Source organism: Nostoc sp. ATCC 53789 (genome assembly GCF_009873495.1).
Taxonomy (GTDB): domain Bacteria; phylum Cyanobacteriota; class Cyanobacteriia; order Cyanobacteriales; family Nostocaceae; genus Nostoc; species Nostoc muscorum_A.
On the sequence record NZ_CP046703.1, the window covers coordinates 5,393,920 to 5,413,682 of the forward strand.

Here is a 19,763-nt window from a genome sequence, read left to right on the forward strand (position 1 = left end):
AACGACTACGCTCAGTACAAGTGCCCAATACCCAATGCCCAATTCCCAAGTCCCAAAGAAAGTTAAGATTCTATTAGGTAATAATGCCATTTACTAAGTTTTATTACGGCATTGACAGTGAAAACACTAAGCTGACCTTACTTAAGAAAACATCGAGTTAATAGCTAAGATGTTCGCCACAAGTGTATTTATTCATTTTGAATTTTGAATTTTGAATTTTTATGTACGATGTCCTCGATTCTCGCTCTGTCCTAGAAATTTTGCGTCCAGTGGAAGACCCAGAACTTCGCAAAAGTCTGGTGGAACTGAATATGATTCGCAACGTCAAAATTGACGGTGGTAAGGTTAGTTTCACTTTAGTGTTAACCACTCCTGCCTGTCCTTTACGTGAATTTATCGTCGAAGACTGTCAGAAAGCTGTCAAAAAGCTACCGGGTGTTACAGATGTCAGCATAGAAGTAACCGCAGAAACACCGCAACAAAAAAGTTTGCCCGATCGCACTGGTATTTCTGGCGTAAAAAATATTATTGCTGTTTCCAGTGGCAAAGGTGGCGTTGGTAAAAGTACGGTGGCGGTGAATGTAGCAGTGGCTCTAGCTCAAACTGGGGCGAAAGTTGGCTTGTTAGACGCTGATATTTACGGCCCCAACGATCCCACTATGCTTGGTTTAGCTGATGCCCAAATTGTGGTACGTTCCACAGAAACAGGTGACATTTTGGAACCTGCTTTTAATCACGGTGTCAAATTAGTTTCAATGGGCTTTTTGATTGACCGAGATCAACCAGTCATTTGGCGGGGGCCTATGCTCAATGGCATAATTCGCCAGTTTCTCTATCAAGTGCAATGGGGAGAACTGGATTATTTGATTGTAGATATGCCACCGGGAACCGGAGATGCTCAGTTAACTTTAACTCAAGCAGTGCCAATGGCCGGGGCGGTAATTGTCACCACACCGCAAACTGTAGCCCTATTAGATTCTCGCAAGGGATTGCGGATGTTCCAGCAGATGAATGTCCCGGTATTGGGGATCGTGGAAAATATGAGCTATTTTATCCCCCCCGATCAACCAGATAAACACTATGACATCTTTGGTTCTGGTGGAGGCTCCAAAACCGCCGCCGAATTGGGAGTGCCACTGCTGGGGTGCGTTCCACTAGAGATTTCTACACGAGTTGGTGGTGACAGTGGTGTGCCCATAGTTGTTGGCGATCCAGATTCAGCTTCGGCAAAAGCATTAACTGCGATCGCTCTTACCATTGCTGGTAAAGTATCAGTTGCTGCGTTGACATAATTAATTTTTAATTTCTATCTGCTTCCTGGGCTATGTCCTGGGAATACTAAAAATGGGAAATGGGGAATGGGGAATGGGGAACAAGCAAGGGGGCAGGGGGACAAGGGGACAAGGGGACAAGAGGTGAGAACTTGAAACAAGTCTTTCCCCTTGTCCCCAATTCTCCTTGTCCCCAAGTCCTCTTGCCCATGCCCAATTCCCAATTCCCAACACTTCAAAAAGTCTAAATTGGCACAATGTTATTAAAACGATCGCTCCCCAAAATTCGCTGGAAGTCTTGGGTTAAGCCCTGGCAAAATGTAGATTGGCTACTATTTTGTTTGCCAGTTGCTGTCAGTATCTTTGGTGGCATCATGATTCTCAGTACGGAACTGAAGCAGCCAGTAACTGACTGGTGGTGGCACTGGATGGTAGCGGGTATCGGTGTGCTTATAGCTCTATTTTTATCTCGCATCCGCTACGAACTCTTAATGCAGTGGCACTGGGTAACATACTCACTAACGAATTTCAGCTTAATCGCGGTGATGATTGCTGGTACTAGCGCTAAAGGGGCACAGAGGTGGATTAGTATCGCCGGCTTTAACGTGCAACCCTCAGAATTTGCCAAAGTCGGCATGATCGTTACCTTAGCAGCTTTGCTACACAGGCGTACTGCTTCTAGCCTTGAAGGTGTTTTCCGGGTTCTGGCAATTACCGCCATACCTTGGGGATTAGTATTTTTGCAGCCAGATTTAGCAACATCATTGGTATTTGGTGCGATCGTCTTAGGAATGCTTTATTGGGCAAATGCTAACCCAGGCTGGTTAATTCTGCTGATTTCTCCTGTGGTTGCGGCCATTTTGTTTAGTATATCTTGGCCTTTATCAGAGCCAATAATTTTATTCAAAGAACTATCTTTTGGCCCATTGGGAATAGTTTGGTCATTTGCGATGGCCATTTTGGGCTGGCAAACTCTACCTTGGCGTAGATTTGGTTGCAGTGCGATCGGTGCGTGGACTCTCAATATACTGGGTGGCGAATTAGGAGTCTTCGCTTGGAACCATATTCTAAAACCATATCAAAAAGCTCGGCTAACTGTATTCATGGATCCCGACCACGATCCACTTGGTGCTGGGTATCACTTAATCCAATCTCGTATTGCTATTGGTGCTGGTGAAATTTGGGGATGGGGTTTGTTCAAGGGGCCAATGACGCAACTGAATTTTGTACCTGAACAGCATACAGACTTTATTTTCTCCGCAGTCGGAGAAGAATTCGGTTTTGTTGGTTGTTTGTTAGTGCTGTTTGTCTTCTGCTTAATTTGCTTCCGTCTGCTGCATGTTGCCCAAACCGCCAAAGATAACTTTGGTTCCTTGTTGGCTATTGGCGTTTTATCTATGATCGTGTTTCAGCTGATTGTGAACGTTGGCATGACTGTAGGTTTAGCACCTGTGGCAGGAATACCTTTACCTTGGATGAGTTATGGGCGTTCTGCTATGCTGACCAACTTCATTTCCTTGGGAATAGTAGAATCGGTAGCAAATTTTCGCCAAAGGCAGAAGTATTATTGATTCGTCATTGGTCATTAGTCATTAGTCATTAGTTATTTGTAAGAACTAACGACAAATGACTAATGAGAAGTATTAAGCTATATAACAGGAAACAAGCGAGGCTAAAAACATGATTCTGCCTGGAGCAACTGTTCGCGTCAAGAATCCCGCAGATACCTATTATCGCTACGAAGGACTCGTGCAACGACTGACCGATGGTAAAGTAGCCGTATTATTTGAAGGTGGTAACTGGGATAAATTAGTTACCTTTCGCTTAAGCGAATTGGAACTCGTAGAAACCATAGCCGGACGGAAAAAAGCCAAATAAGATTAGTCATTAGTCATTTGTCCTTTGTCCTTTGGCAAAAACTAATGACTAATGACCAATGACTAATGACTAAATTACTATGCGCCTCCCACTACCACAGTTTGCTACTGGCGATCGCCATCCCAACCACATTGCGGAGGTGATTGAAACTACTAGTACTGAATTTCTAGCTCAGTGTTTGGAACCAGAAGATTTGAGCTTTCCCTCCATGCCACCCTTTGGTAGTTGGGTTTGCTCTGTGGATGAAGAATCTGGGAATCAAGTTTATGGCGTGGTATATTATGCTACAACTATGCCTATAGATTCAGTACACCGGGCTAGGGCTTTGGGGTTGTCACTGCAAGACTTACGCGAGGAACAACCCCAGATATTTGCCATGTTGAGAACAGAATTTAGAGCTGCGATCGTGGGATTTGAACAATCTTCCCAGAATCAAGGTTATAACCAAAGAATATATCAGTATCTACCACCCCGTCCCCCGCAAATTCATCAAGCTGTTTATCAGTGTGAACCAGAAGCGATCGTTAAATTTACTGAAGAACTAGATTTTTTGCGGACATTGCTTTGTATTAACGGTGCGCCAGTCGAGTCTTTGACCGCAGCGGCCATTCGAGATGTATACCAGTTACGCAAAGCTGACCGAGAATGGTTAATTAAAGCTGGACGTAACCTAAGCGTGCTACTTAAAGACGACTACGATCGCTTGCGGTTTATTTTAAGTCAAATCCATCCGTAGGTAGTTAGTTCTTAGACCATTGCCTAGTTAGTGTAAGTTAATATTTTTAATTTTTCGTCAGGTGGCTTACCCATTTTATATCCATCAGGCGATCGCCTCCAGGTAATCGCAGTTTTACCATAGCCCCTTCAATTCCTACCTATGGAACTCATATCACAAGTTCTTGTTCTGGAACCAACTTCCCAAGTTCTTGGCAAGGAACCAATTGTTCCCTTTGCTATTTTGCTGGTGGTTATCTTAGTTATCCCCATCATGTTTGAGCGGCTAAGATTACCAGGATTAGTGGGTTTGGTTTTTTCCGGGCTAGTACTTGGGCCTTCAGGCTGGAATTTATTTCAGTCTGACTCACCGATGATTAACCTGCTATCAGAGATTGGGTTAATTTATTTACTGTTTGTCGCCGGGCTAGAAATTGATCTCGAAAAGTTCCGTCGGCAAAAAAGTCGTGCCTTTGGCTTTGCCAGCTTGACTTTCCTTGTCCCCCTAATAATGGGAACCTTAGTAGGGCTGATTTTAGGCTATGGCTGGAATACTTCAATTTTAATTGGCTCTTTATTCACTTCCTATACTCTTTTGGCATATCCCATAATCAGCCGTTTGGGAGTAGTAAACAATAAAGCTGTTACTGTCACCATTGGAGCTAAGATTTTTACAGATATTGGGGCAGTGCTGATCTTAGGTGTTTGTGTAGGCATCACTCATGCTGGAGCATTCAGCTTTGCTAAACTACTCACCTTGTCGGGTTGGTTAATTATTTACTCTGTTGCCGTTGTTACAGGCTTTGATTGGGCAGGTAAGGAATTTTTCAAGCGGTCTGGAGATGATGAAGGAAACAAGTTTTTGTTTGTATTACTTTCCGTATTTCTGGCGGCTGTAGGCGCTCAATTGATTGGAGTAGAAAAAATAGTTGGTGCTTTTTTAGCGGGTTTGGCAGTGAATGAAGCTGTGGGTGAAGGCCCTGTCAAAGAAAAGGTGGTATTTATTGGCAGTGTGTTGTTTATTCCCATTTTCTTTGTTGACCTTGGCTTACTGATCAATCTATCCACCTTTGTGAACAACCTGGATACGCTCAAGTTAACGCTGTTGATGATAGTCGGGTTGATTGCCAGTAAATTGATTGCAGCTTTGTTCGCAAAACTGCTTTACCGCTACAAGTGGCAAGAAACGTTAACCATCTGGTCGCTATCACTTCCCCAGGTTGGTACAACCTTAGCAGCTACCTTAGTGGGATATAAGGCCGGATTGCTGCCACTAGAAGTATTACACAGTGTCATTGTCTTAATGGTTGTCACATCAACTTTGGGGCCGTTGATAACCAGTCGAATAGCTGTTGGTTTGAATTCCTTAGCAGAGGAAGATCCGGCACTACCTCTACCTGACCAGAATGCACCAGAGACAGACAGCGCTTTTACGATAGTTGTACCTGTCTATAATCCTCATACCGAACAGCATTTAATTGAAATGGCAGCGTTATTAGCGCGTCAGTCTCAGGGAAAAATTATACCACTGGCGATCGCAACTGCTGCGGCTCAGATGGATGCACCACAGTTAGAAGCTTCTCTACAACGCAGTGAGCAGTTATTGACTAAAGCCACGGCACACAGTCGATTATTAGGTGTTACCGCAGAACCAATGCTGCGAATTGATGATGCCTTTGCTCAAGGAATTAGCCGAGCCGCCCGCGAACAAAAGGCTAATTTAATTGTGATGGGTTGGGGTAAACGGACTGGGTTACGAGCGCGTTTATTTGGGAATGTGATTGATGGTGTGCTTTGGGCATCCCATTGCCCAGTAGCAGTAACACGTCTAGTAGAATCACCGAAAAAAATTCAGCGCATCTTAGTACCCGTAGAAAACTTAACAGCACCCATATTACAGCCTGTACAATTTGCCCAGATGTTGGCAGAGGCAAATCAGAGCCACATTACTGTGCTAAATGTGTGCGATCGCCGCACGAGTTCCAGTAAAATTGCTTGGAGGCGATCGCATCTCTCCCTAATGGTATCTAATTTAGCTTTGGCTAATGCTCCAGAAATTCAAATTATCGCTCATGAAAATGTTGCCCAAGCAATTTTGCAGGCAGCACGATTATATGATTTAGTAGTTTTACCTTTTATACGCAATCGTACCAGTCCTGGAGGGTTAGCCATTAGCGATGTTACAACCCAGTTAGCCAGACAACTAACCTGCTCCATTGTCATGCTTGGAGAACCGCAGCGCACCCAAACCACAAATGTAGTTATATCTAACACGGTTACTAGTATTACATCTGCTGTATAATATCAGGCAGATTTTAGTCTATCTGAGTCAACCAGAGCTGCGATCTGTATTGAAAAAATCTTTGCAACAAAAGAATTGACTGTAAGAATATATAGATATTTCTACGGTCAATTCTTTGCTGCTTTGCATCCTACTGAGAACAGCAATAACCGTAAAAACATTTTATATTATTGAAGATTTGATGAACTTTAAGTAGAAGACTAACAATATTGAGACTAAGTTTGTTATTTTTCTAGTTAAATTGTTAAAAAAGCAGGTAAAAACATCACAAGACTATAACCATAGCAAAATAAGTAAGTTCAATAAAACTTTTTGATTAAGCCTTGTTCTTTTTTGAGTTCTGTATTTTTGTCCCCAAGCTGGGTAATCTAAAAGTAAGTGCAATAGGTACTGAAAATATTTGTAAGTAACTGGGAAACTATGAGAATTTTGGTGACGGGCGGTGCTGGGTTCATTGGTTCCCATCTCATCGACCGATTAATGAATGAAGGGCATGAATTAATATGCTTGGATAACTTTTACACTGGCCATAAACGTAACATTCTTAAATGGTTAGGTCATCCGTACTTTGAACTTATCCGCCACGATATTACCGAACCAATTCGGTTAGAAGTGGATCAAATTTATCATTTAGCTTGTCCTGCTTCACCAGTACATTACCAGTACAACCCAGTTAAAACCGTTAAAACTAACGTGATGGGAACCCTAAATATGTTGGGGCTAGCTAAACGTGTGAAAGCGAGGTTTTTTCTAGCTTCAACAAGTGAAGTATACGGAGATCCAGAAGTTCATCCTCAAACTGAAGAGTATCGGGGTAGCGTCAATCCCATTGGGATACGTTCATGCTATGACGAAGGTAAAAGAATTGCTGAGACTTTAGCATTTGATTACTACAGACAAAATAAAGTTGATATTCGAGTTGTGCGGATATTTAACACCTACGGCCCGAGAATGTTAGAAAACGATGGTCGGGTGGTGAGCAATTTTATAGTTCAAGCCTTGCGGGGTAATCCTTTAACCGTGTACGGAGATGGTTCGCAAACTCGTAGTTTCTGCTACGTTTCCGATTTGGTAGAAGGATTCATCCGCCTGATGAATAGCGAGTATATTGGCCCAATGAATTTGGGTAATCCTGGTGAATACACGATTTTACAATTGGCGCAAGCTGTGCAGAACATGATCAACCCAGACGCACAGATTAAGTTTGAGCCACTACCTTCGGACGATCCCCGCCGTCGCCAGCCCGATATTACTAAGGCAAAGACTTGGTTAAATTGGGAACCTACCATTCCTCTGCAAGAGGGGTTAAAACTGACAATAGAAGATTTCCGTAATCGCATTCAAGGCGATGTCAATAATTCAACCAACTAAGTAGCGCCTAGCGTTGCTCTGAATTTTCATGCAGGCTCACCCATAGGGTAGCTGGTATGCTTAGTTACTGAGTTTTCAACTGTGTGTTAAGTGTCATATTGATAACTTCTTTTTGAAGACTACACCAAAAAAATTAGGGAGTTAAAGAATGCGTGTTTGCGTGATTGGTACTGGCTACGTTGGTTTAGTTACAGGTGCTTGCTTGGCTCATATTGGGCATGATGTAATTTGCGTAGACAACAACGAAGAAAAAGTTAAGTTAATGAAGTCTGGACAGTCCCCAATTTTTGAGCCGGGACTCTCAGAAATTATGCAGTCTGCCATTCAAACACAGAAGATTCATTTTACAAGCGATCTTGCTGCTGGAGTTTCCCACGGTGAAATTCTGTTTATTGCTGTGGGAACACCACCTTTGCCCACTGGTGAAAGTGATACTCGTTACGTTGAAGCTGTAGCCCGGGGGATTGGCGAAAATCTCAATGGTGGTTATAAGGTGATAGTGAATAAGTCTACAGTCCCCATTGGCTCAGGTGACTGGGTGCGGATGCTTGTTTTAGATGGTGTTGCAGAGCGGCAGAAAACACTGATACCCGCAGGTGGAGTACCGAGTGATCAGAAATTACCTGAATTTGTAGCCGAGTTTGATGTAGTTAGCAATCCAGAGTTTTTGCGCGAAGGTTCGGCAGTTCACGACACCTTTAACCCCGATCGCATTGTACTAGGAGGCAATAGTCAAAGAGCAGTAGCATTAATGCAACAACTGTATGCCCCAATTGTGGAACGCAAGTACGCTGAGGATCAATCTTTACCCCCAGTGCCAATTCTGGCAACAGACCTGAGTTCGGCGGAGATGATTAAATACGCCGCCAATGCCTTTTTAGCCACTAAGATTAGTTTTATTAACGAAGTTGCTAATATTTGCGATCGCGTCGGTGCTGATGTCACCCAAGTAGCCAAAGGTATTGGTTTAGACTCCCGTATTGGTAACAAGTTTTTACAAGCTGGTATCGGTTGGGGTGGTTCCTGCTTTCCCAAAGATGTCTCGGCTCTAATTCATACTGCTGATGACTATGGTTATGAAGCCCAGTTACTAAAATCTGCCGTTAGTGTTAACGAACGCCAACGCTTGATTGCTCTGGAGAAACTCCAACAAGTTCTGAAAATTCTCAAAGGCAAAACAGTCGGACTACTCGGACTGACCTTCAAGCCAGATACCGACGACTTGCGCGATGCTCCAGCCCTCATTTTAATTGAGCAGTTAAACAGACTAGGAGCCAAAGTTAAAGCCTACGATCCTATTATTTCCCAAACAGGTATGCGTCATGGTCTTTCTGGCGTGTTAGTAGAAACCGATGCCGAAAGGTTAGCTGACGGCTGCGATGCCTTAGTACTCGTCACCGAATGGCAGCAGTTCAGCACTCTCGACTATGTGAAGATGGCAAAATTGATGGCCCACCCCGTTATTATCGATGGTCGTAACTTCCTTGACCCTGAAACACTGATCCGCGCTGGATTCCAATATGTAGGCGTGGGAAGGTAGAGAGTTAGGAAGTTATGGCAATACGGTTCGGTTAAAGTTTTAATCTTTTGAAGATCCCCCCAAGCACCCTTTTTAAGGGGATCTTTTAACCCTCTTTATACCCCCTTAAAAAGGGGATCGCCGCAGGCGGGGGGATCTTAAGCAAACCGTATTGGGAGTTAGGGGTGATAAGTAAAAATGAATTACAACCTGTAATCAATTACTCCGAAATCCCTTAAAAACCTAAAAATTTAAAGTACCGCCTAGAATAATCTAGGCGGTATTTAATTTGTTTAAAGTTTTACACAAAGTTGCTCAGAAAGACTTTACTTTGATATTTTACGTGTTCATTTCATATTAACTGCTACTTGGAATACGCTCGATTTCAGCATATCCACTGAAAATAAGTTTTTGACCTTCAGTTTCTAATCGGTTGAGCCGCATTTTCACTCCATCGAGGTCAAAACGATCCAAATCAACCATATTATCTAAAATTTCTACCAGCGCTACGCTCAAGGTTTGCGAGATTTCTCGTTGTGATTCTGGCACTTGGTCAAGCTCGATTTTTGGATCTTTGAAAGAAACTCGCCGCCGTCTTTCAATGCCTACAGTTAAAATCATGCTCAGGGGCACAAGTTCGCCATTGTTTAAATCTGCTTTTGCTACAACCTGCAACCGATTTTCTGGCAATAGCTGTACCTGAACATCTGTAAAGGAGACTGGTTCTCCGCCAGATAATTCTGTCAGTGATGGCACGGTGAGGTTAAGCAAGCGCTTTTTCACCAGTTCCGCATTAAAGGCTTGGTTTATCCCTGCTTCTGATAAAATTACTTGAGCGATCGCTTGAGTGGGTTGCTTAAGACTAAGTTTGCCCTTTAAAACTGAGCCGAAGTCAATAGCCACCGCATCAGTTTCAAAAGACATCTCTTCTACTGCGAAATCTCTCCGAATCACCAAGCCACGACCGCTCATTTTGAAGCTATCAATGCTGCCTTGCAAGAGCTTGCTGGAGGGGTAGCAGCGCACAAAGACTTCTACTGACTCGCTTTGGGTAAACAGGTGGCGAATCGTTTGGCTGGCGACCGTGTTGAGCATCCGCTCTCCCCAATCTGTGCCTTTAGGATCTTGTAAACCAGTAAGTCCGCCGAACATGTGGTTTTGGGTCTCTAGAAGTTCTTTGTACTTTTGTAACAAATCATGAAGAATACAGCAAGCGATCCCGTGATTAATTGTGCTGATGGGTAGGAGTTGGATAACTGATGATTAGAAGTTAAATGTGCTAAATGTTACTTTGTATCTCATGAGTGGGAATAATCAAACTAAGTTATTGCTAAAATTCTCACCAGTACTAAATATGATACAGCTAAATCTTCTAGAACTTGCCAAGCAGGGTGATACAAATGCGATTAACACTCTGGTAAGTCAGTGGTTAAATTTACCCAGAATTACGCCAAAAACTAGTTTAAAACAAAATTGTCTCCAGATAATGCTGGAATCAATTGAAGTTCCAGTACAACAGTTAGTAGTCCCTGTTATTTGTGATGGATTAATTAATTTAGGCATCCAATCTTTTAAAAATGCCAATCTCAGTTCAGGAATTAGTTTTCCCTCCTTTTTCGCAGCATCTAACCATGCTTCTTTTGCTTTCAAAACTTTATGAAGTGCTTCTTCTTCAGTTGAACCAAACGCATAGCTGCGTAATTCATAATTGAGTTTTTTAACATACCATCAGATTTTCAAACGGATACTGATTTTTCCAACGGTAAGCATTAAAATCTCTAAAATCTATAGAAAAAATCCTTCCATGCCCCAGATGTTCTGCTAAAACTACTAACGAAGCATCGGCCAGATCCATTGGTAAGTTCGCATATTTTTCCATCAGTTCACAAATGCGTTTAGCATGATGGGGTTGCAAATCAAAAACCGTAAAGGCCCCTAAAAATAAGTTATTAATGAAACTTACTTGCGCGTGGTTCCCCATCTTTGTTAGCAGTAGATAGCAAGTCTTTGTAACGACAGGCCAAGTCGTAATCAGAGGTTCGTTGACATTGGCAAGTACTGTTATTGCTTGAGTGTGGTACGAGTCATTGCGATTTGCCAATGCTAACCAAAAGCCAGTATCAACGATAATCATACTTAGCTTTTAAACCATCTCTCAAAATTGATTTGTAATTTACAGATAGATCCGGATGTGACTCACCGCAACCAATAAAGCCTGTTTGGGTGAGCATTGAGAAAGGATTCTTTTGCTCCTGCTGAAGCTGCTGGTAATACAATTCAATAGCAGACTTAATCACATCTGTTACTGCCTGATTAGTCTGCTGTTGAATAAAGGCTAATTTGTCAGCATACTCGTCATCTAATCGCGCATTAATTCGCATGGTTAAGTTCGTTTGTCATACGAATGTATGACAAAGATAACATGCCTTCTACCTCGTCAACAACTTCCGCCGCAGATTATCTAACGCTGCATTCGCGCTGACATGACGAATTAAAGCTCGACCTCTCACTGTACCAAATTGATACTCAAAACTTGTCACTTCATCCTTTGGCCCAGCTAAACCAACGTAAACTAAACCCACAGGCTTTGTATCTGTCCCTCCAGTTGGGCCAGCAATACCAGTAATACTCAATCCCCAAGTTGTTGCAAGGCGGGTTTTGACTCCAATTGCCATTTGCTCTGCAACAGTTGCACTTACCGCCCCAAATTTATCTAAATCTTCCTGGTTAACCCCCAGCAGCTTAACCTTCACCGAATTGTCATAAGAAATTACTCCACCCCAAAAGTAATCAGAACTTCCAGAAATTTCGGTCAACATTTGCCCTAAACCGCCACCAGTGCAAGATTCTGCCACCGAAAGCGTTTCCTTTGATGCCCGCAATAACTCACCGACAACGGAAGCAAGAGTATCATTATTAACGCCGTAAAAATCTAGTCCGGCAATTTCTTTAAGTTGTTTCTCAATGGGCGCAATTAGTTCTTCTGCGGCGGCTTCAGAAGTGGCTTTAGCAGAAACTCGCAATCTTACTTCCCCCTTACCTGCGTAAGGCGCTACTGTGGGATTTGGCAACTTCAAATAGGAAGAAACCTTTTCTGCCAAAGCAGATTCACCAATACCCCAAAACTTTAAACTCCGGCTGTAAATAATTTCTTTACCCCAACCTTGACTTTTGAGAAATGGGACGGCTGTTTCTTCCCACATTGGGTACATTTCACTGGGAACACCGGGAAAGGTAAAAATTGTGATTTCAGGACGAGGTTGCCAAATGATACCGGGTGCTGTTCCTGTGGGGTTGGGGAGAATTTCTGCACCTTGGGGAATCAAAGCCTGTTTGCGGTTACTTGGTGACATAACCCGACCACGTTGGGCGAATTTCTGGGTTATATCTTCGATGATTTCTGGGTTTTCTACCAAAGGGGTTTTAAAAAAATCGGCGATGGTTTCGCAGGTGAGATCATCTGGTGTGGGGCCGAGTCCACCAGTGAAAATGAGAATTTGCGCTCTGGAAATAGCAATTTCTATAACTTGCTTCAACCGTTCTGGATTATCCCCAACTACTGTTTGATAGTAGTGGGGAATTCCTAGCTGCGCTAATTGTTGCGCCAAATATTGAGCATTGCCGTTGAGGATATCTCCTAACAGCAATTCAGTACCAACACAAATAATTTCTGCACTCATTGGAATTGGGAATTGGGAATTGGGAATTGGGAATTGGGAATGGGAATGGGAAATGGGGAATGGGGAATTGGGGAAGAAGAATTATTTACCAATGTTCTATGCCCAATGCCCCATGCCCAATTATGCTAGTGCTGGTACAGGAATTTCCAGGTGAGGATATAAGGGGAAGCGATCGCACAATGCTGCTACCCGTTGCCGACAATCTTGGGTTACTACGTCGGAATCTGGAGAAAGCAGGCGATCGCTAATAATATTTGCAATCTCGGTAAATTCTGCTACTCCTAAGCCCCGCGTGGTCATTGCTGGCGAACCTAACCTTAGACCACTGGTAACAAATGGCGATTGTGGATCAAAAGGAATAGTATTCTTGTTAGCTGTAATATTTACAGTACTGACTAGCTTATCGGCTTGCTTACCAGTTAGATTTACAGAACGTAAATCCACGAGAAGCAAATGGTTATCAGTGCCATCTGACACTAATTTTAAACCCCGATTTTGTAGTTGTTCTGCTAAAGCACGAGCATTTTCAATTACTTGAGCAGAATAAGTTTTAAACTCAGGCTTCAGAGCTTCTCCAAAAGCCACTGCTTTACCAGCAATGACGTGTTCCAATGGCCCGCCCTGAGTACCAGGAAAAACAGATTTATCTAGCTTTTTACCTAGTTCTGCGTCGCTGGTCAAGATTAAACCACCTCTGGGGCCGCGGAGAGTCTTATGCGTAGTTGTTGTTACTACATGACAATGAGGAATGGGATCGGGATGAAGACCGCTAGCAACTAAACCAGCGATATGAGCGATATCGGCAAGTAAATAAGCACCGACTTCATCAGCAATACTACGGAATTTTTCAAAATCAATTATCCGGGGATAAGCCGAATAACCACAAATCAAGAGCTTAGGACGCTCCCTCAGCGCCAGCTCCCGAATTTGATCGTAGTCAAGTTGTTCTGTTTGTTGACTGACACCGTAGTGGCTAACTTGGAACCACTTACCTGAAACGTTTACAGGTGAACCGTGGGTGAGATGTCCCCCATGAGACAAATCCATCCCCATAATTTTGTCCCCTGGTTCCAGAAGCGACAAGAATACTGCAAAATTGGCTTGTGCGCCAGAATGGGGTTGCACATTTGCATGAGCAGCGCCAAATATCTGTTTAGCACGATTGATAGCTAGTTGCTCGATTTTGTCAACATACTCACAACCGCCATAGTAGCGTTTACCAGGCAACCCCTCGGCATATTTATTTGTCAGTACCGAACCTTGAGCCGCCAGTACCGCAGCAGAGGTAAAGTTTTCGCTAGCAATCAGCTCCAAGTGATCTCGCTGGCGTTGTAGTTCGTCGTTGATTAACTCCGCGATCGCTGGATCGGTGGAGGAAAGAAAGTCTGAATTAGTCCTAGTCACTTCAATTATCCTTATGGAAATTTGTACAACGGCTGATTTTGGTTTGGCACAGCACCTAACAGCTTTATAGAGGCGATTAATCGTCTCCGTATTCTAGAGGTTTGTTTGTGCCAACTTATTTATTATTAGGCGTAAGCTTGATTAATGCATTAATTATCATAACGTTGCTTTTTGAAGCTGCACCAAATAATACTTCTGACATAGGCGTAGCCCTTCTTCTGTCGGAGACGCTTCGCGTAGCTTGCTTCCACGAAACGGCTGCGCTCAGGAACCACCCGTCGGAGACATCGCTCCTCGGTAGAACAAAAATCTGAACGCTTCGACAATTAACTGTCAGTAATACAACCCTTGCGAAACATGGCTAGGAACCTCTACCCTGGGAAACTTAATCAGTCAGAATTGTGGACAAATGAAAAATCCTTTGAAACTTACCTTTGACAGAGGACAAACAGCATTAGCTATTCGAGTCGATCGACAAGCCGAATTACCAGATGCTATTGAGCAAATAGGGCTTGGCGGTTCGCGCTCTATTTTAGTAGTGGTAGGGGGTGCAAGTAAAATCAGTGAAGCTGATTTTCTTCGGATTAAACGGTTGTTTACGGAAGTTTTAGCCCCAATAGCCGAAAGTTTGGGTGCTTATGTTGTCGATGGAGGTACGGATGCGGGAGTTATGCAATTGATGGGTGAGGCTCGTAGCCAGATAGGTGCTAAGTTTGCTTTGATTGGTGTAACACCCGAAAACAAAGTGGCTTTACCTGATCAACAAGAACCCGGTTCTGATTTGACACCGTTAGAGCCAAACCATACTCATTTTGTACTGGTTCCTGGTGATAATTGGGGCGACGAATCACCTTGGATATCTGACGTTGCAACTATGCTGGCCAATAATGCACCTTCAGTAACTGTACTTTTAAACGGTGGTGAGATCACCTTTGATGATGCGTTTTATAGCGTTAATACTGGAAGGTTAGTTGTTGTGATTGCTGGTAGTGGTAGAACCGCAGATATCCTTGCCGATGCCTTGCGTGGAGAGGGTACTGATGAGCGAGCTAAAAAGTTAGCAAAATCTGGTATATTACAATACGTCAACTTGATTGACATCGAGAATGGGGTTAAAAATTTAGGCCAAATAATTAAAGATTTGCTTTCTAATTAGGAGTGAATAATGGCAAAAAAAGATAGTTATCAGGAATTTTTAAAGGAAGATTTTAACAAGTTATTTGAAGGTATGAATTTAGGCGATGGGCAAAGGCATTTTTTGCGATCGCGCTGGTTAGACCAAGTACTCTGGATGGAAGGTAAGGCTAATTTATCACGCGATCGCCATTATTTGTTGCGGATAACAACTATTATTGGCGGTGTAATTCTCCCAGCGCTGGTAAGTTTAAACATTAACACTACTTCTACTTTACAAGTTAATGAAAGATCCAGAAATATCATTATCTGGTCAACTTTTGGTTTAAGTCAAATTGTTGCTATTAGTGCTGCCATTGAAGAGTTTTTTCATTACGGTGAACGTTGGCGACACTATCGTCGTACAGTTGAATCTTTGAAAACCCAAGGGTGGCAATTCTCCCAGTTGACAGGCCCTTATCGTGATTATACAAGCCACCAACAGGCGTTTAATCTTTTTGCGGGTAATGTAGAAGATGTTATTCAACGAGATGTTGAAATATATTCCACTCAAGTTATACAAGAAAAGAAAGAAGAAAAACAGAGCCAGGAAAACTATATCCTAATGCCAAATGCGAAGATAACCAATTTGGAAGAAAAGAAAGAAGAAAAATAAAATCGGAAAAACAAGATAAGTAGGTAGACATAATTAAATATAAAATAAACTCTTAGTTTGTAGTGAGCGATTTATCGCTCAGAGCAAGGAATATCAGGACTAAAGTCCTTACTACAAACTTTAAATTTATTTATGCCTAGATAGTTATAAGTTAAAATTACTCTAATTACATACTTTTTTATGAATTGCATTAGCAATATGAAAGCGCCATTAAAAATTATTTTCCCGAGGATTAGGGATAATCAAGGATTAAACTAAGCTGATTGATTTGAAAGAACTCTCATCTGCCTTGGTGCAGCCATCGATTGTTTAAATAAACTCTCCCCCGTTAGATAAAAACATGGGGAGAGCTAGAACAAAGTTCGGTAGGGTAATCGGGCTACTTAAGTTTTTATTATTTTTAGACTTGATCTTATTCCTCCTAAAGACAGATAAATATTTCATTGGAATTCCACATTGGTAGCTTTTGAAAAAAAATTCCCCATTTCTATCTAGAAATGGGGAAATAGGAGTTAAAGTTCGTCAGGTGATCGGAATATCTGTTTATTTTGTCCTGATACTATCTTTCTCAATTCCTCCGTTAGATAGAGAAATACTCTCTCAAAATGTTCAGGTATGTGTCTCTTAGCACTGTCAGGTTAAATTTGGAATTTTGAATCTTTCAATTCCATTATCCAAAATTCAAAATTCAGTGAGTTAATTAACCGCCTTTAGGTACAATCTCTCCAGGCCCGGCGGTGACAATTACCAGATTTTCTGGCTTAATTAAATCCTCAATTGCCTGTTGCATTTGAGCCATAGTGACTGCTTGAATCCGTTGAGGAAAGTCTCGGATTTCTGATCGTGAAAGTCCCAAGACAGCATTATCCAAAATGATACTTGATACATTACTGGGATTAGCTAAATCCACGGGGTAGCTATTAGTAAGTGAGCGTTTTGCCGTGTTGAATTCAGCCTCAGTTACTCCTTGCTCGCGCAACTGTTTAAGTAAAGCGAGAGTACTGGCGATCGCTTTTTGGGTATCTCCAGGAGCAGTCTGCATCTGAATCAAGAATGGGCCGGGATTGATGCCGGCGGCAAAACCACTATAGATACCGTAGGTTAGACCGAGGCGATCGCGCACTTCCGTACCCAAGCGGCTCGATAAGGTATCACCACCCAAAATTTGATTCAGTATCAGTGCCGCATAATAACGTGGGTCTTTGCGAGAGATGCCGTTGTAGCCGATGTAGGTAACAGCCTCAGCTTTACCAGGAATTATTTTGTTTAAACGTGTCGAAGTTTGTGGTAATGGCACGGATGATATTTTCAGCACAGGTGGCTTACCTGTGGCTTGCCATGTGCCAAACGCCTGATTCAGCAAAGTTTTTACCTTAACTGGATCAAAGTCTCCAACTATTGCGATCGTTGTGCTATCTGGTCGGTAGTATTTCTGATAGAAGCCAAGCAAATCATCACGACTAATGCTTTTTAAGCTCTCGAATGTAGGAAAGCTATGGAATGGATGATTTTCAGGATAAATTGCCTGCTGGAATACTTGTCGTCCTAGTCCTCTAGGATCATCTAGCTGGACTTTAAGACTTGTCAACGCTCGTTGACGGCTCAATTCTAGCTGGTCGGCGGGGAAAGTGGCGTTTTCTAACACATCTGCCAGAGTTTGAATCAATATCGGCAGGTTCTTTGAAAGTCCTTCACCGCTAACATTCACTCCCTCACGGCTAGCACTGAAGCTCAAATCGGCTCCCAGGTCTTCTAAGGTTTTTGCTAGGGTAAGAGCATTTTTAGTCTGCGTCCCATTCATTAAGTTGGCCGCAGTCAGATTCGCTAATCCAGCTTTTTGATTACCGTCAAATTCAGTACCAGCGTCAATTTGTCCACTCAGGTTAATAGTGGGGAGACTGCGATCGCGTAACAACAAAACCCGCAAACCATTATTTAAGGTAAACTCTTCTGGTAGCGATTGTTTGGCCGAATCTGTAGCTGATGTGGCAGGTGGGAGATATTTAGCTAGTTCTGCCGGATCTACAGGTTTACCGGGGCTGAAATTTTCGACTGTGCGCCCAGAACCAGCGCTAGAAGTCCCTGGTTTTCCATCTGGTTGAGTCGGCTCAAAGAAACCGATGGTTTGTTTAGCCGGATTTAGGTAAGTTTTCGCTACTTTTTGGACTTGGGCTGGAGTGACTTTAGCGATCGCAGCCAGATACTGTTCAATAAAATGATAATCGCCTGCGATCGTTTGGTTATATCCGAGTTGGCTAGCCTGACTAGTAATATCTTGATTACCCAAGATATACGAGGCTTGCAGTTGCGTCTTCGCCCGGTTCAATTCTTCTGTGGTGACAGGCTGCTGTTGCAACTTTCCTAAAGATTCCTGAAGCACCTGGGCAATTTTACTTAACTCTTGACCTGGAGCCGCCGTAGCATTAATTTCATACCAACCTGGTTCAATGAGTTCGGCAGCACCGCCACTTACTGAACTGGCAAGTCCAGATTCTACCAAAGCCTGGTAAAGTCTAGAGCTACGTCCACCTGTGAGAATGGCATCCATCACATCAATTGCCGGCACATCAGGATGCTTGATATCTGGTAAAGGATACACTGCTTGTAGTAGTGCCGCGCTTCCCGGTTGCTTCAAAACAATCGGTGCTTTTTTAGTAGTAGGAGCAACTGGAGAAGATGGAGCGACATTTTCCCGTGTTCTTTTTTCCTCGTTTCCTCGTTTTGTCAACTTCCCATAAGTTTCTTTAACAACTTTGAGTACAGGTTCTGTGGCAAAATCCCCCGTAATTACTAGCGTGGCATTATCTGGGCTGTAGTAGGTTTGGTAATAATTCCGCACCTGTTCCACCGTGAATTTTTCTACATCAGCTTTTGTGCCTCCCACAGATAAACCATAAGCTCTGTTAGGGAAAGCATCTCGCATCACTGCCCGACTCAGACGATAGCCTGGTGAATTTTCGTACCCCTGTAACTCAGAGATCACCACCCGCTTTTCACTCTTTAGTTGTTCAGGCCCAATTAAGGAATTTTCCATGCGATCGGCTTCCAGTGTCAACAATGCTTCGAGTCTGTCTCGTTGCACTGTGCCAAAATAAGCTGTTTCGTCATAACTAGTAAAGGCATTGAACTGGCTACCCAAGGCACTAAACAATCTTCCAAACTGCACTGGGCGGGCAGTTGTACCCTTGAACATCAAATGTTCTAGCTGGTGAGAAATGCCATTTTCTCCCTTAACTTCGTTACGGGAACCAACTTTATACCAAACTTGCACACTCACCACTGGAGCAGTATGAACTTCCTTGGTTAGCACTGTTAAGCCATTGTCCAACACCGTTTTTTTAACCCCTTGGGTGAATGAGTCCGCAGATACAGGTGCGACTACTGTCGGTGTTGCAGCATTTATGAAATTGCTCGAAAAAGGCAAAAGACTTAAGAGCAGACTGAGAAAAAAACCTAAAAACATATATGAACGTAACTTCATAAGCAATGCCAAATGCAAAATTTCTAATTTTGAAGAAGAATTCAGAAGCAAAGCCGGGGACTCCGCAACTCCGGTCATAATCAATTAGTAAGGGACTCGCTACCTCTGTGCTATCCACCAGTTGTACAGCATTCATTCTGTAGCTTGCGTTCCCTGAAAGGGTATTCTGACTCCTGAATTCTGTTTTGATAAAACAAAACCTAAGTATCATTTCGTGGAAGTGAGAAGACTTAACATTCTCAGCTTTTTTAACATTTTTAATGGTAGCTTTATTTTTCTTATGCCGTAATAGTCGGTTTTCACGTTGACTTATTTGCAATACACTTACAAGCAATAGTCCACAATAATGCAATA

16 protein-coding genes are annotated in these 19,763 nt (G+C 42.8%); 10 read left to right on the top strand and 6 right to left on the bottom strand.

What is annotated here, in order from left to right:
• Positions 1-221: 221 nt before the first annotated feature.
• The 7 genes from GJB62_RS22450 (at position 222) to GJB62_RS22480 (ending at position 9,076) form a co-directional block, all read left to right on the top strand.
• Positions 222-1,292, top strand: a complete 1,071-nt coding sequence (locus tag GJB62_RS22450; RefSeq protein ID WP_114083379.1) for an Mrp/NBP35 family ATP-binding protein — start codon at positions 222-224, stop codon at positions 1,290-1,292.
• A gap of 236 nt (positions 1,293-1,528) precedes the next feature.
• The gene (gene rodA, locus GJB62_RS22455; RefSeq protein ID WP_114083380.1) at positions 1,529-2,842 is read left to right on the top strand and encodes a rod shape-determining protein RodA; all 1,314 of its coding nucleotides are present in this window, start codon (positions 1,529-1,531) and stop codon (positions 2,840-2,842) included.
• A 109-nt stretch (positions 2,843-2,951) separates the two neighbouring features.
• Positions 2,952-3,149: an NAD(P)H dehydrogenase subunit NdhS gene (locus tag GJB62_RS22460; protein ID WP_012411449.1), complete on the top strand. Its 198-nt coding sequence runs from the start codon at positions 2,952-2,954 to the stop codon at positions 3,147-3,149.
• Between the two features lie 79 nt (positions 3,150-3,228).
• Positions 3,229-3,885, top strand: a complete 657-nt coding sequence (locus GJB62_RS22465; protein WP_114083381.1) for an HAS-barrel domain-containing protein — start codon at positions 3,229-3,231, stop codon at positions 3,883-3,885.
• A gap of 141 nt (positions 3,886-4,026) precedes the next feature.
• A complete protein-coding gene (locus GJB62_RS22470) occupies positions 4,027-6,165 on the top strand; it encodes a cation:proton antiporter (RefSeq protein WP_114083382.1) in 2,139 nt (712 codons plus the stop codon).
• Between the two features lie 420 nt (positions 6,166-6,585).
• Entirely contained in the window at positions 6,586-7,536 is a 951-nt protein-coding gene (locus GJB62_RS22475) for a UDP-glucuronic acid decarboxylase family protein (protein ID WP_114083383.1), read from the top strand.
• A 148-nt stretch (positions 7,537-7,684) separates the two neighbouring features.
• Positions 7,685-9,076, top strand: a complete 1,392-nt coding sequence (locus GJB62_RS22480; RefSeq protein WP_114083384.1) for a UDP-glucose/GDP-mannose dehydrogenase family protein — start codon at positions 7,685-7,687, stop codon at positions 9,074-9,076.
• A gap of 336 nt (positions 9,077-9,412) precedes the next feature.
• Here GJB62_RS22480 and GJB62_RS22485 read toward each other — a convergent pair whose 3' ends face one another.
• The gene (locus tag GJB62_RS22485) at positions 9,413-10,207 is read right to left on the bottom strand and encodes a DUF2993 domain-containing protein (protein ID WP_181852880.1); all 795 of its coding nucleotides are present in this window, start codon (positions 10,205-10,207) and stop codon (positions 9,413-9,415) included.
• 202 nt (positions 10,208-10,409) lie between these two features.
• Here GJB62_RS22485 and GJB62_RS22490 point away from each other — a divergent pair, with 202 nt between their 5' ends.
• Positions 10,410-10,715 carry a hypothetical protein gene (locus tag GJB62_RS22490; RefSeq protein ID WP_181852881.1) on the top strand — a complete coding sequence of 102 codons (306 nt, stop codon included), beginning with the start codon at positions 10,410-10,412 and terminating at the stop codon, positions 10,713-10,715.
• A 57-nt stretch (positions 10,716-10,772) separates the two neighbouring features.
• Here the strand turns inward: GJB62_RS22490 and GJB62_RS22495 are convergent, their stop codons facing one another.
• From GJB62_RS22495 to glyA, 4 genes are all read right to left on the bottom strand, one after another.
• Positions 10,773-11,189 carry a PIN domain-containing protein gene (locus GJB62_RS22495; RefSeq protein WP_114083386.1) on the bottom strand — a complete coding sequence of 139 codons (417 nt, stop codon included), beginning with the start codon at positions 11,187-11,189 and terminating at the stop codon, positions 10,773-10,775.
• Complete coding sequence (locus GJB62_RS22500; RefSeq protein WP_114083387.1) at positions 11,176-11,436, bottom strand: CopG family transcriptional regulator; 261 nt, start codon at positions 11,434-11,436, stop codon at positions 11,176-11,178. Before GJB62_RS22500 ends, GJB62_RS22495 begins: the two co-directional genes overlap by 14 nt.
• Positions 11,437-11,484: 48 nt before the next feature.
• Positions 11,485-12,735 carry a competence/damage-inducible protein A gene (locus GJB62_RS22505; RefSeq protein WP_114083388.1) on the bottom strand — a complete coding sequence of 417 codons (1,251 nt, stop codon included), beginning with the start codon at positions 12,733-12,735 and terminating at the stop codon, positions 11,485-11,487.
• Positions 12,736-12,855: 120 nt separating this feature from the next.
• Positions 12,856-14,139, bottom strand: coding sequence for a serine hydroxymethyltransferase (gene glyA, locus GJB62_RS22510; RefSeq protein WP_114083389.1), 1,284 nt, complete (start codon positions 14,137-14,139; stop codon positions 12,856-12,858).
• 409 nt (positions 14,140-14,548) lie between these two features.
• Here glyA and GJB62_RS22515 point away from each other — a divergent pair, with 409 nt between their 5' ends.
• Both GJB62_RS22515 and GJB62_RS22520 read left to right on the top strand, forming a co-directional pair.
• Positions 14,549-15,295: a hypothetical protein gene (locus GJB62_RS22515; RefSeq protein WP_114083390.1), complete on the top strand. Its 747-nt coding sequence runs from the start codon at positions 14,549-14,551 to the stop codon at positions 15,293-15,295.
• A gap of 9 nt (positions 15,296-15,304) precedes the next feature.
• Positions 15,305-15,928, top strand: coding sequence for a DUF4231 domain-containing protein (locus GJB62_RS22520; RefSeq protein WP_114083391.1), 624 nt, complete (start codon positions 15,305-15,307; stop codon positions 15,926-15,928).
• A gap of 700 nt (positions 15,929-16,628) precedes the next feature.
• On the opposite strand, the gene GJB62_RS22525 is transcribed toward GJB62_RS22520, so the two are convergent.
• Positions 16,629-19,409, bottom strand: a complete 2,781-nt coding sequence (locus GJB62_RS22525; protein ID WP_114083414.1) for a pitrilysin family protein — start codon at positions 19,407-19,409, stop codon at positions 16,629-16,631.
• Positions 19,410-19,763 lie beyond the last annotated feature (354 nt).